11 protein-coding genes and 1 riboswitch are annotated in these 12,723 nt (G+C 44.5%); of the genes, 8 read left to right on the top strand and 3 right to left on the bottom strand.

Translation table 11 applies throughout. The features are described from left to right. Positions 1-12: 12 nt before the first annotated feature. The 3 genes from NSU15_RS25505 to dnaI all read left to right on the top strand — a co-directional run bounded on the left by NSU15_RS25505 (position 13) and on the right by dnaI (position 3,111). Positions 13-309: a YuiB family protein gene (locus NSU15_RS25505; protein ID WP_042130887.1), complete on the top strand. Its 297-nt coding sequence runs from the start codon at positions 13-15 to the stop codon at positions 307-309. Between the two features lie 288 nt (positions 310-597). After that, positions 598-2,136 carry a DnaD domain protein gene (locus tag NSU15_RS25500; RefSeq protein ID WP_076119498.1) on the top strand — a complete coding sequence of 513 codons (1,539 nt, stop codon included), beginning with the start codon at positions 598-600 and terminating at the stop codon, positions 2,134-2,136. Between the two features lie 18 nt (positions 2,137-2,154). Next, positions 2,155-3,111, top strand: a complete 957-nt coding sequence (gene dnaI, locus NSU15_RS25495) for a primosomal protein DnaI (RefSeq protein ID WP_339288010.1) — start codon at positions 2,155-2,157, stop codon at positions 3,109-3,111. A 169-nt stretch (positions 3,112-3,280) separates the two neighbouring features. On the opposite strand, the gene NSU15_RS25490 is transcribed toward dnaI, so the two are convergent. Beyond that, a complete protein-coding gene (locus tag NSU15_RS25490; RefSeq protein WP_094871648.1) occupies positions 3,281-3,436 on the bottom strand; it encodes a YqzM family protein in 156 nt (51 codons plus the stop codon). A 358-nt stretch (positions 3,437-3,794) separates the two neighbouring features. On the opposite strand from NSU15_RS25490, the gene trxA reads away from it, so the two are divergent. Both trxA and uvrC read left to right on the top strand, forming a co-directional pair. Next, entirely contained in the window at positions 3,795-4,112 is a 318-nt protein-coding gene (gene trxA, locus NSU15_RS25485) for a thioredoxin (protein WP_042130884.1), read from the top strand. A gap of 218 nt (positions 4,113-4,330) precedes the next feature. After that, positions 4,331-6,283, top strand: a complete 1,953-nt coding sequence (gene uvrC / locus NSU15_RS25480; protein WP_269321972.1) for an excinuclease ABC subunit UvrC — start codon at positions 4,331-4,333, stop codon at positions 6,281-6,283. Between the two features lie 89 nt (positions 6,284-6,372). On the opposite strand, the gene NSU15_RS25475 is transcribed toward uvrC, so the two are convergent. Continuing rightward, a complete protein-coding gene (locus tag NSU15_RS25475; RefSeq protein WP_339288006.1) occupies positions 6,373-8,058 on the bottom strand; it encodes a CPBP family intramembrane glutamic endopeptidase in 1,686 nt (561 codons plus the stop codon). Positions 8,059-8,372: 314 nt separating this feature from the next. Further along, a riboswitch (cyclic di-AMP (ydaO/yuaA leader) is annotated at positions 8,373-8,552 on the top strand. A 136-nt stretch (positions 8,553-8,688) separates the two neighbouring features. Between NSU15_RS25475 and NSU15_RS25470 the strand changes: the two genes are divergently transcribed. Together NSU15_RS25470 and NSU15_RS25465 are read left to right on the top strand one after the other, a co-directional pair. Next, the gene (locus NSU15_RS25470; RefSeq protein ID WP_339291462.1) at positions 8,689-9,984 is read left to right on the top strand and encodes a TrkH family potassium uptake protein; all 1,296 of its coding nucleotides are present in this window, start codon (positions 8,689-8,691) and stop codon (positions 9,982-9,984) included. A 13-nt stretch (positions 9,985-9,997) separates the two neighbouring features. Beyond that, complete coding sequence (locus NSU15_RS25465; protein ID WP_339288004.1) at positions 9,998-10,666, top strand: TrkA family potassium uptake protein; 669 nt, start codon at positions 9,998-10,000, stop codon at positions 10,664-10,666. Positions 10,667-10,737: 71 nt separating this feature from the next. Here the strand turns inward: NSU15_RS25465 and NSU15_RS25460 are convergent, their stop codons facing one another. Then, on the bottom strand, positions 10,738-11,640 hold the full coding sequence (locus tag NSU15_RS25460; RefSeq protein WP_042130880.1) for a LysR family transcriptional regulator: 903 nt from the start codon (positions 11,638-11,640) through the stop codon (positions 10,738-10,740). A 402-nt stretch (positions 11,641-12,042) separates the two neighbouring features. Between NSU15_RS25460 and NSU15_RS25455 the strand changes: the two genes are divergently transcribed. Next, positions 12,043-12,708, top strand: a complete 666-nt coding sequence (locus NSU15_RS25455) for a succinate dehydrogenase cytochrome b558 subunit (protein WP_339288002.1) — start codon at positions 12,043-12,045, stop codon at positions 12,706-12,708. Positions 12,709-12,723 lie beyond the last annotated feature (15 nt).

Below are 12,723 nucleotides of genomic sequence, written 5' to 3'. Positions count from 1 at the left end.
AGTGGCGGTAACATGGGGTTTATTCCAGTGTTTATCCTAACCGTTTTATTCTTTGTGATGATGTTTGGTATTGGATTTATTCTTAACATGTTAATGAAGACAACCTGGTTTCCCGCTTATCTATTCGTTCTTATTATTCTACCCGTCGTAGTCTATTCCATTTGGGATAGAAGCGCGATGTCGCTTTGGGAGCATCTCTCCAGTTTCCACTTTGTTGATTACTTAACGGGTGTTGCTGGTCTTGCAGGTGCTATATTGAGTGGATGGACCATTCAAAAACTGCGCTTTGGCGGTTACAAGATGTTTTAAAGATTTAATTGGAAGACCTGCGGCTCTGATGTGAGAGTCGTTTTTTTGAACATATAAGCTTTTAGGCGCTAAGAATCAATTTTGAAATTCAGCGAGAAACGGAACCTTCCTCTTTCAGAGGACAGCGAAGCCGTTTCTTCTTGTTTAATAGAGGCAGATAATCGTAAGAAAAAGCTGATTATATAGCGAAAAGAGTCGGAATTGGTAGTTTATTTACATTTCCGGCGACGTTTTTTATGATAGAATAGAATCCTGTATGAATTCGTGAAAACAAGGGGGTATCCGTAGATGCGCATGAGTAACTTACATCATTTCACCGAACATCATCGGTACTGCGTTTCCCGCGAATTTGGTCTTAGTGTTATAGATGGACGTATGCTTAGCTCTGTGTATCAACCTATGGTAGGAGCTTTTGCAATCAGTTTCTATCGCTTGCTGGTTGAACATGTGCCAGCAGATAGCATTGGCTATTCTGGAGTGGAGCAACAGCGCAGATTATTTATGACGCTAGGCGTTGAACCGAATGAGAAAGGCCGCAAATATTTAATAGATCAGGCTTCCAGGTTAGAAGCGGTAGGTCTGTTGCAGACCTGTCGAATCTATGTGCCGGAAACCGATGATTACTTATATGAATATGAGCTTATGCCGCCGCTATCGCCAGCTGACTTTTTTGCTACTCAGCATTTGACGTTGCTATTACGCGATAAGATCGGCAAGTTTGCTGTGCTGTCCTTACGGGAACAATTCTGGAACCGAGAGCCAGAAGAGTGGAGTCGCAGATCCATAGGCAAAGAGAATATTTCCGTGCCTTTTTATGATATTTTTCAACTGAATACACATGTCATTGATTATGAACTGGAACAGGCACTTGCAGAAGTGGCCTCTGTGCGTCAGCCCGGCATGCGTGAATCGGGAGAACAGGCGATTGGATATAGCGATATTATTTTGCGTTTTCCACGGGAGTCTGTGAACCGGGCTCATGTAGAAAAACTTCGCTTTGACCATACTCAAATGGGTGTTATTAACTATGTAGCTCATAAGTATGAACTCAGTCCACAGGATTTATGTCGTCTGCTGGATGAAGATGGCGTGTTCTCGCCGGAAGGCGAGGTAATACTGGATGCACTGCAATATAAAGCCAGCCAGCATTTCAGGCAAGATATGAAACGGCAGGAAAAGCGTGAAATTGCAGCTGCCAAGGTTGTTTCCATCCGAGCCAGTGCCTCCGAAGAGAATGATGATTCTATTGCGCCACCGGAGCAATCTGTAGAGATGGAGTATTATGTAGAAGTACCACCACAATTTTTGTCCAAATGCGACATTCACCAATATAATATGATGCTGCGGAATGAACCTTATACGCGGCTGCTTCAAACCTTTTTCCCAGGTGCAGTACCCAGTCATTTGATGGATATGTTCGAGAAAATAGATTTGAACTATAAGCTAAGCGGTGAAGTAATCAACGTACTTATTCATTATTTAATGACTATGGTAGCCTCAGGTGGAGAACAACGAATGAACCGCAATTTTGTGGAGGCTATTGCTTCCAATATGCTGGTTAAACAAGTGAACACCTACGAGAAGGCTGTAAAATATATCAGGGATCAGTCCAAAGTGAAGGGCAAGGGTGCCACAACTAACACGGCAGCAGGACCACGATCACGTTCATATGCTAAAAATACAGGCAGATCGGCCAAGCCGGAAATACCGATTGGGCTGGACGATGGAAGTGCCGGAACGGTATCGGAAGAGGAATTCGCGGCGATGATGAAGAAAGCGGCAGAAATTAAAGCCAGCAAGAAAAAAGGCGTTTCCCAAGCGCCGTAATGAAAGAGAGGTGGAACTATGGAGTCTATGGGCGATGTACTTCGTTCGATCAACAATCCAACTCTACGGCAGCGTCAACGCGATCTTGAACAGGGGTTATTCAATCATCCACTTGTGAAGGGATTGCAGTCCGAACATCCTGAGCTGGATGAATCGCGACTGCGGCTTCATATGAGCCGTCTGTATCAATATGTTGAGGAAAGTCGCAACTGCGCGAACTGTCCGGGTCTTGAGAAATGTCCAAATGATTTTCCGGGGCATTATAGTAAACTTACGGTAGAGACTGTGAATGGTTCAACGGATTTATATGAACGCAAAACGCCATGCCGTCTTAAAGTGGCACAGGATAGCCAGGATAGTATCCGCAAACGTATTCGCAGCTTTTATGTGGACGAGCGTGTGCTTAATGGCGGTTATGATGAAATAGATATTATGGGCAAGGATCCACGCCGGGTCTCGGCGGTTAATAAAATATTTGATTATATTACGAGCGTTAAAGATGAAGGTCTGACCTCACGCGGGATTTATTTACACGGAACCTTTGGAACAGGTAAAACATTTCTGATGTGTTACTTGCTTCATGAGCTTGCTGTTGCCGGCTATACTGGAGTTATCGTATATATGCCGGATTTTATTGAGGATTTAAAATCGATTATGATGGACGGCCAGAAGTTAAAGGAAACCGTGGATACGATGAAAAACTGCGATTTGCTTATCTTTGATGACATTGGTGCAGAGAACTTAAATCCATGGGCGCGTGATCACGTGCTTGGCGCGATTCTAAATTATCGGATGAACCGTAAACCAACCTTCTATACCTCGAATTATCCGCTCGATGGTTTGGAGAAACATCTTAGCTTTACAAGCAAGGATGGCGAGGAGATCTATAAAGGCCAACGTTTGATGGATCGTATTGCTCCTTTTGTGGATGTTATTCCACTGCATGGGGAGAATCAACGGGGGACAATTAGATAAACCGGAGTATTCAAAACCTTAAAATTCAGAGAGAGCAGCGATTCTCCGTTTATTGGAGGGTCGCTGTTCTCTGTTTTCTTTCTCTAAATTACTTTTTTAAAAAAAGAAGCCGCCCCAAGTAGCATTCGCTATTTTTGAGACAGCCTCTTTTTATATTACGATGATTCCCTTACTCCGAAATGAACTTAATGATGACCATGCCGAAAAAGACAACGGTCATAAATGCAGTCATTCCGAAAAATCCATTCATTAAATCGCCTAGATCATTGCGGGGTTCTTCGTTGATGTGTTCTCGTGGGTCCCGTACTTGCGCGTTGACATCCATAGCTTCTGCCTCCTTACAGGGACAATGCCTGTATTGTTAAGATGCAAATTAAGTTGATCATTATGAAATAAGTCATTGACATTTAATGCGCTTTCTTAGAGTATACCGAAAGGCTGGGGAGATTGTAAAGAAAAGAGTAACGTAAATAAAATTAGTTTGAGGGCAATATAATTGTATGTGATATATAACATATCCCTTAAAGATATGTTATACTGGAATTGTGTCGGTAAGTGGTAATTTGGTTATCATATTACATGAAACAATTTATTAACTTATATTTTCGGAGCAGCTTCCATAAACTAAGCTTTGGTTTAGAATGGATTAATGTTTCGTAAAACTTTAGAGGAGGAACAATATCATGGCTATCGTGAACGTGTCTGACCAAACCTTCAGTAACGAAGTGGAAGGTCAAGGTACTGTAGTAGTAGACTTCTGGGCTCCTTGGTGTGGTCCTTGTAAGATGATTGCTCCAATCTTGGACGAATTGTCCGCAGAACTGGGAGACAGCGTGAAGATTGCAAAATTGAATGTGGATGAGAATCCGGAAACGGCTTCCCGTTTTGGCGTTATGAGTATCCCAACCCTGATCTTCTTCAAAGACGGTCAACCGGTAGATAAAGTTGTGGGATTGAACTCCAAAGAATCCCTGAAAAATATCGTAGCTAAACATCAATAATTGTTAAATGCTACTGTTCGGGCCTCGGCCCTGCCGCTCAGCGCCTTCGGTTCATTCCGGAGGCGTTTTGTGCGCTAAAAGCCAACTAATCATGGAATTATAAGAGTATAAGTTTCTCTCTATACTTTATCCTTATAATTCTCGCATAAACACTTGCCGTCCTTAAAAGGACGCCGAAGGCGTTTTAGCTTGGTCCAATTTAGCTGGAGGGGATCAATTTGGACAATATCCGCAACAAACTGGCTCTATTACCCGATCTGCCCGGGTGCTATCTGATGAAGAATGAAGAAGGCACCATTATTTATGTGGGCAAGGCGAAGGTACTAAAGAATCGGGTTCGCTCTTATTTTACAGGCAGTCATAATGGTAAAACTCAGCGACTTGTCGCTAATATTGCTGACTTCGAATATATTGTTACGTCCAGCAACATGGAAGCGCTCATTCTCGAGTGCAATCTGATTAAGAAGCATATGCCGCGTTATAACGTTCTTCTGAAGGACGATAAGACATTTCCTTATATCAAAATAACGAATGAAGCTCACCCTCGGCTTGAAGTTACACGCCGGGTGATTAAAGATAAAGCAAAATATTTTGGTCCTTATCCTAATGGTTATGCAGCACAGCAAACGAAAAAGCTTCTCGACCGTATGTATCCGCTCCGTAAATGCGGCGTAATGCCGAAGGAGGTCTGTCTCTACTACCACATGGGCCAATGCTTGGCGCCTTGTGAGAAGGAAGTGCAGAAATCTGAGTATGAGCAGATTACGCAAGATATCGCTGCTTTTCTAAGCGGAGGGCATGATGCGGTTAAGAAGGATTTACAGCAGAAAATGCAGGAGGCTGCTGAGGAATTATATTTTGAGCGGGCGAAGGAACTGCGGGATCAAATTATCCATATTGATGCATTGATGGAGAAACAGAAGATCAACACTACGGATACTAAGGATCGCGATGTATTTGGGTATGCCGTAGATAAGGGATGGATGTGTGTACAAATTCTGTACATGAGACAAGGGAAGATGATCCAGCGCCATTCCTCCGTCTTTCCGTTCTATGGGGAAGCCTACAGTGACTTTATGTCTTATGTGACGCAGTATTACAGTGATAATCCTGCCCTGCCGCAGGAGATTCTTCTACCGGATGTGCTTGACGAGGAAGCAGTGGTTGATAAAGAAGCTAAACCGGCAATTGTCATTGCTGCTCCAGCTGAAGAAGAGCTACAAAAGGGGGAAGATACCCCCGAATCACCTGAAGAAGCTGAGGCACGTGAAATCGCCGCTGCGGAAGCATCAGCAGCAGGTGTTGTTGATGCCGCAGGTGGCGCCTCTATTCTACAGGAGTGGCTCGGTATCAAAGTGCTGGTGCCACAACGTGGACTCAAGAAGCAGATGGTCGGTATGGCCTGCCAAAATGCTACAGTCGCAATCGACGAGAAGTTCCGGCTTATTGAACGAGATGAAGTACGTACCTCTGGTGCCGCAATGAGCTTAGGCGAGAGCTTGGGGCTCGAACGCTTAAGCCGGATCGAGGCGTTCGATAACTCGAATATTCAGGGGACCAATCCAGTCTCTGCGATGGTTGTCTTCATTGATGGCAAGCCCGCGCGAAAAGAGTATCGTAAATATAAAGTTCGTACAGTAGTGGGTGCGGATGATTATGGAACGATGCGCGAGGTCATCCGGCGGCGGTATGAACGGGTGCTGAAAGAGAACCTTCCGATGCCAGATCTTATCGTAGTCGATGGTGGTAAAGGGCAGATTTCTTCAGCTATTGATATTCTGGAGAACGAGCTGGGGTTATTCATTCCGGTCTGCGGTCTCGTTAAGGATGACAAGCATAAGACGGCTCAGCTTCTGGTTGGAGATCCGCCAGAACCCGTCTCTTTAGCTCGGGATAGTCAGGAATTTTACCTGCTACAACGGATTCAGGATGAGGTGCATAGGTTCGCTATCACCTTCCACCGTGAGCAGCGCGGGAAGTCCATGGTTACCTCTAAGCTGGACTCCATACCAGGTATAGGTGAGAAGCGGCGCAAGGCGCTGCTTAAGCATTTCGGATCGCTAAAGAAAATTAAAGAAGCCTCCATAGAGGATTTTAAATCACTTTCTATTGGCGAAAAGCTGGCTAGTCAAATTCTTGAGGCGCTCAAGGATGAAGAGCCGGCGACATAGGGCCTGATTGCGTAAATATAAAAAAGGTGTCATAGCAGGTTTCTGCTGTGACACCTTTTTTTATTATCGGTTATCCACCCGTTACTTCTTTAAATGATAGATGTCGGTTCAACCGGCTTCGGATCAGGTTTTTGTGGTGGATTAAACCGGTAGACAATGTAGGCGACTATGAACGGCATGATAATCGCGAAGATACCTGCTCCGACATTCACGCTTTCCTTCATAAAGATCAGCGTAGCGCCCATCAGAATGCTGTCAAACACGACATGACTGAACATGACGGCAATAAAGCCGTAACGAAGGAAAATATAGCTGAAGAGCAGCCCGATCACGGTAAGCTCAATAGGACGGGAGCTGATAGGGTAGATCGGATAAAGTGTATGACCAAACGCCCATATCAGCGTAGTGATCAGGCAAGCGATGAACGTGCTCCGGAACACCTTTTTCAACATAGGGATTCCGAAAAAACGATAAATAGCTTCCTCGGATAACCCGGCGAGCCATGCAACGATAGGCAGCAGCCAAGCATATCTCATGTTGTAAGGAGATTGAGTAGCGTCAGTAGTGGACCAGTTCTGCAAAGTCAATGATAATACGATGAACATAAGGGTCTGTACCCCTAGTAGCACGAATGCCCAGATGTATCCAGCCCGGATACTATCCAGCACGTATTTACCATAGCCAGGCTCTTTAGCACGAGGCCATGGGTTCATCCACTCTTCTTTTTTCCAAAGGCCGTCCCCTCCAACTAAAGAGAAATAGAGCAGGGAGGACATTAGCAGGCTATATAAGGCATAAATGATGAACATAATGACGGAAGTGATCTGAGCCTCGAGTCCTTCGCCCGAAGATTCAGGAAGCATATTATAGGTGCTGATCATCATGATTACAAAATAAGCCGAGCTTAGGAAAATTCCGCGCTTAAAGGAGGTATGTTCTTTTCTAAGTATGCTGTAGATGAGTGCCAAAATTCCTAAAGCTAAGGTAGGCAGACCGTAACCGAATAGAGTAAGCTTTTCCGCGAGAGAGGTCTGGTCCTTCACGTAGGAGGTATGCCAAGCTGGAGCAGTAAATCCGGCTTTAAAGCTGGATACCTGTTCGTCAGCGAAATCGAAATAATAGTGAAGCAAGGATTCGCCGATCTGAACGGAACGGTCAGTATACACGAGCCCATAGTTTCCTGCATTCGATTCAATTTGCAGCTTGGCGGGATTCACATCCCATTCCTGAAGCCAGGGGCGGGCAAGATTTTCTTTTTGTGCCAAAGACAAGTCAGCACCCTTGTCCTCTTCTTTTGCGCCAGTGGTTACATTGCTTGGCAATTCTGCAGATGATCCTTCTGCTCCTTGTGTGAAGGCGACAACTGCGCCAGTATACATATTGAGGTCAACGGAGATCAGTGGCTCTTGTTCCGCTGAAGGACTAAGTGTTACACGAAAGATGTCAAAAGGATATCGTTGATCCAATTTCTTTTTTGTATAGTCCTCCAAAAGCTTCTCGCGGGACATATAACCGTAAAAGGAAGAATCCGTTTCATAAAGTACATTCCACTGATCGTTTGGTGCTTTGGTATAGTTTAACTTTTGTTCCGCAAATGATATCGCTTTGTCGCGGGCTTCCGCCTTACTGATGACGGTAGTATCTTCCCCGGCAGGGCTATTTAGCACCGAGGGGGCAATCTGAAACATAATAAATAGAATAAGACCGATAATGCCCGAGATGATGAGCCTCTTGGAGAGGGCACGTTGCTGTAAGGGCTGGCCAACGGGATTCATGTAACGCCTCCTTGTAAACTGACAATGTTATGTTCCATTATAGTATTAGTGCCATGTTAGTTACAAAAATCATCGTATATTTTTTTTATGGGTAATAGAGATATTATAGAATAGGAAACTGAATATATACCATGAATTTAAAGTGATCATTTCTTCATTTTTCATGAAAAACGATGCAATTGCAGGGAAAACACGGAAAAGTGATGAGAAAAGGCACTCCTTCTGGTACATCCTCTCCAAACCGCATTTTTCATATGAATCACCATTAATTGTGTCTTTGTGATTTATCGAAATAACAGATATAATTTGTATGCAATTGTATATAGCCGAATTTCAGGTGAAAACGGGGGAACCATAAGAAGTAATGAAAAGATGAGTATACGCCGTAAAAGGTGACTTTATTCATCAGGGGTGAATTTCGTTCTAGGAACGAATAGGGCAGCCTGCACAGTCCGAATCCGTCAGCTAACCTCGTAGGCTAATTTACTGCAGGAACCAAGGGTAGCATTGGTTTTCCAGTGCTTTTTTTGTTGGAATTCTTTAAATTAAGATAAGAGGGTGAGCATAGTGGCTTCACAGTTTCGCAGAGTTTCTGAATCAAAGTTTCTGAAGCTCTCTCCGCCTCAGATTATGGTGCTCGGTTTTGCATCGATTATTCTGATAGGCGCCTTGCTGCTTATGCTTCCCATTTCGAGTACTAGTAAGAATGCAGTGAGTTTTATTGATGCGTTGTTTACTGCTACATCGGCAACCTGTGTGACAGGACTCGTGGTACTGGACACCGGGACGACATTCACCATTTTTGGGAAAACCGTGATTATGGTGCTTATCCAGGTTGGCGGCTTAGGTTTTATGACAATGGCCACCTTATTTGCCATGATGATGAAACGCAAAATCTCTTTGCGGGACAGGTTAATCCTGCAGGAAGCCATGAACCAAGGTTCTATGGAGGGGATTGTTCGACTGATCCGAAGAGTACTTATTTATTCATTAGTCATTGAGGGTTGTGCAGCGGTGCTGCTGTCCATACGTTGGGCGTTTGATATGCCGCTGGGAAAGGCCATTTATTTTGGAATATTTCATGCAGTGTCCATGTTTAATAATGCTGGATTTGATATTTTTGGGGATTTTCGGAGTTTAACCGACTATGTATATGACCCGCTAGTGAATATTGTGGTGATGTTTCTGATTGTCTCCGGCGGTATTGGTTTTATTGTCATGTCTGATCTGGTGGAGTTTCGTGTAAAACGTAAATTGTCTTTGCATAGCAAAGTTGTACTCTCTACCACGGCTGGGCTTATTGTTATTGGTGCTTTGGTTATTTTTATATTTGAATTTACGAATCAGCGCACACTGGGTGATCTGAATCTCGGCGGCAAAATATTATCCGCATTCTTTCAGTCTGTATCGCCCCGAACCGCTGGTGCCAACACGGTGGATATTGCCGGACTGCGGCAAGCCTCACAGTTCTTTATGGTTATCCTTATGTTTATTGGAGCATCACCGGGTTCAACAGGCGGTGGGGTCAAGACTACGACCTTTACGATTATGATTGGTGCAGTAATCGCGATGCTTCGCGGGCGTGAAGATGTTGTGCTGTTCCGTTATCGATTGGCGCAGGAGCGTATCTATAAAGCGTTGACGTTAACTTTACTGGCTTTACTATTGGTCCTCTCTGTGTCGATGTTACTGTCCACAACAGAGGATAGTAATTTCTTAGCAATACTATTTGAGACGACCTCAGCCTTTGCAACGGTTGGACTAAGTATGGGGCTGACACCTGAACTGTCTGTTATCGGCAAGATTCTGATTTGTCTGACGATGTTTGCGGGTCGGCTGGGTCCATTAACGTTAGTGTATGCGCTTGGACCAAAGCAGGGAAAACCATTGTATAAGCACCCAGAAGGTAAAATAATTATTGGATAGGAGTTAATCCGAAATGAAAGCACAGCAATTTGTAGTAATCGGCTTAGGCCGCTTCGGTTCAAGTCTCGCGCTTGAGCTGATGGAAATGGGCTACGAGGTGCTCGGCATCGATCACCAAGAGGAGCGCGTGGAGGATATGAGCGATCATCTGACGCATGCGGTAGTGGCTGATGCTACAGATGAAGGAATTATGCGCTCGCTCGGCGTACGGAACTTTGACTGTGGGATTGTAGCGATCGGCGACAATATGGAGCGAAGTATTCTGGCGGCTATTTTGTTAAAAGAGATTGGAGTGAAGCAAGTTGTAGCCAAGGCGATCTCGATTCTTCATGGTCGTGCGTTGTCCAGGCTAGGCGTGGACCGGGTTATTTTTCCGGAGCGGGATATGGGCATTCGTGTAGCACATCAGCTGGTGACACCCAATTTGCTTGATTATATTGAACTGTCAAAAGATTATAAAATCGTGGAGCTAACCGTACCGTCCTGCATGAACGGAAAAAGCTTGTCCGATTTAAATACAAGAGCAAAATATGGCTGCAGTATTGTTGCCCTGAACAGGGAAAGTGGAATTATCGTTGCTCCAACGGCACATGATCATTTGAGCGAAGGCGATGTAATGGTACTCATTGGTTCTAATGAAAGTATTGATCGATTTGAGAATGAGGTTGTAAACCAAGATTAAATAGTTAAGCCCTTCGTCCTTTCATTGGACGGAGGGCTTTTTAAATTTAAGTTGCACGAGAGAGGCAGGGATTACTTCTCTCGTTCTGTCAGAAACATTTCTTCTGTAACCTGCACCAGGCTGCGGGCCGCTGTGCTCAGGGTTCCATCGTCACGGTAGATCAGACAGGTAGTCCGCTGGGTCTGCTCCAGCTCTTTAATATGCAGAGAGACCAGCCCACCACCGTTTAACAGTTGCGGACGCAGATAAGACTTAGGCAGTAATGCGGCTACATTGACCGTCGGCAGCAGCCGCACGATGGCTTCGAAGGAGTCAATTTCCATACGTACGTCTGGATCAATCCCGCAGCGCTGGAACAGATCGTCCGTTAGACGGCGATACCAGGTGCCTTTGGAGAAAAGGATCATTGGCAGTCGGGACAGATCATCCATGGTCAGTTTGGAAGACTGATTTAGAGGATGATGCTCAGAAACAACCAGCCTAAGCTGATCCTCAAACAGAGAAATACAGCGCAGTCCAGGCTCTTGAATAGAGGAAGCAATCAGACCTATATCTGATTTCCCTTCACTGACAGAGGAGACAATCTCATGCGTTCGGCCTGTGATTAGCTTCAGCTCCGCAGTTGGGTACTTCTCCATATATGCGTTAACCAGTGGAGGCAGAGTGGTCTGCAGTGAAGTGAGTGACGCCCCTAAGGTGACCAGCTTTGGCTCGCCTTCTTTGTATTTAGACAAAGCCTCCAGAAATTTAGAACGCTGCTGACGCTGTTCAAGTGCGTAGGAATAAGTGAGACGCCCAACCTCGGTTAACTCCAGCCGTTTGCCATAACGATTAAACAGCGCGACACCTAGACGTTCTTCCAGCTTGGAGATTTTACGAGATAGGGCAGGTTGGGACAGATTGAGCTGGCGCGAGGCGCGATTCAAGCTGGAATGCTCCACAACCGCTGCAAAAACATCTAAATCGTCAAACATATTTATGTTCCTCTCGTAGTGCAATCTATAAACAGTAGTGACGAAATTCATAGCCTTGAAGACAATACTTCTTGCTCCATAAGGGAATAAAAGATTTGTCGGAAAATGTTGCTTCTCTAAATGAGAATTATTATCATATAAAATCTATTCTTATGCGTTTATTGTATAACGATTAATAATTAGATTGCAATTCCCTTATAAGGGAAAAAGGAGTAACATGAAAAGTGACACAAGATATTCACATTTTGTGAAAAAGAAAACAAAGTCCGGGAAACTAGGGGATAGCGGTAAATATAGGCATTTTGTCATTACATAGTCTACGTTATCCTGTGTCAAATGTAGTTCCGGCGGTGAATACACATTAATGAAAACGCTGTTTTAATCGGAAAGGGGTTACTTTGTATGAAAGGATTTTATTCCAGAAAGATTCATTCCTTGCTAGGCGTTATCCCGCTTGGAGCCTTCTTCATTGAGCACATGATGACGAATTTTGCGGCTGTAGAGGGTGGCGCTTCCGGTTTCACTGACAGTGTGATCTGGCTGAACAGCCTGCCGCTTGTCTTCTTCCTGGAATTGTTCGGCATATGGCTTCCTCTGCTATACCATGGCGTATATGGACTGTATATTGCCTATCAATCCAAGCCGAACTTAAACCGTTTCAACATTGAAAGAAACTGGCGTTATACGCTGCAACGTATTACAGGAATTATCACCTTTATCTTCATAGTCTGGCATTTGTTCCAAACTCGGGTTCAGGTGGCAGTGGGTAGTGTTGAGCACGAAGAATTGGGCGGTCTGATGCATGATATCGTGACTCAACCACTGATGTTGACACTGTATATTATCGGTATCGTTGCAGCATGCTTTCACTTCTCGAACGGCCTATGGTCTTTCCTGATAAGCTGGGGAATCACGGTAGGACCTCGTTCACAGCGGGTATCCTCTTACCTTTGTCTCGGTATTTTTGTTCTTGTAACGTTCATGTTCCTCATTTCGTTAGTCACTTTCCGTGATACCGAATTTCAAACCGCAGCTTCCATAGCTCAGTCCATAAAGACTTTCATCTAAGTAATTACCTCTCAG

It is taken from the genome of Paenibacillus sp. FSL E2-0201, assembly GCF_037963325.1.
GTDB lineage: Bacteria > Bacillota > Bacilli > Paenibacillales > Paenibacillaceae > Paenibacillus_AQ.
The sequence above is the reverse complement of the archived record's forward strand: the minus strand, read 5'-3'. Positions and strand labels throughout refer to the sequence as shown.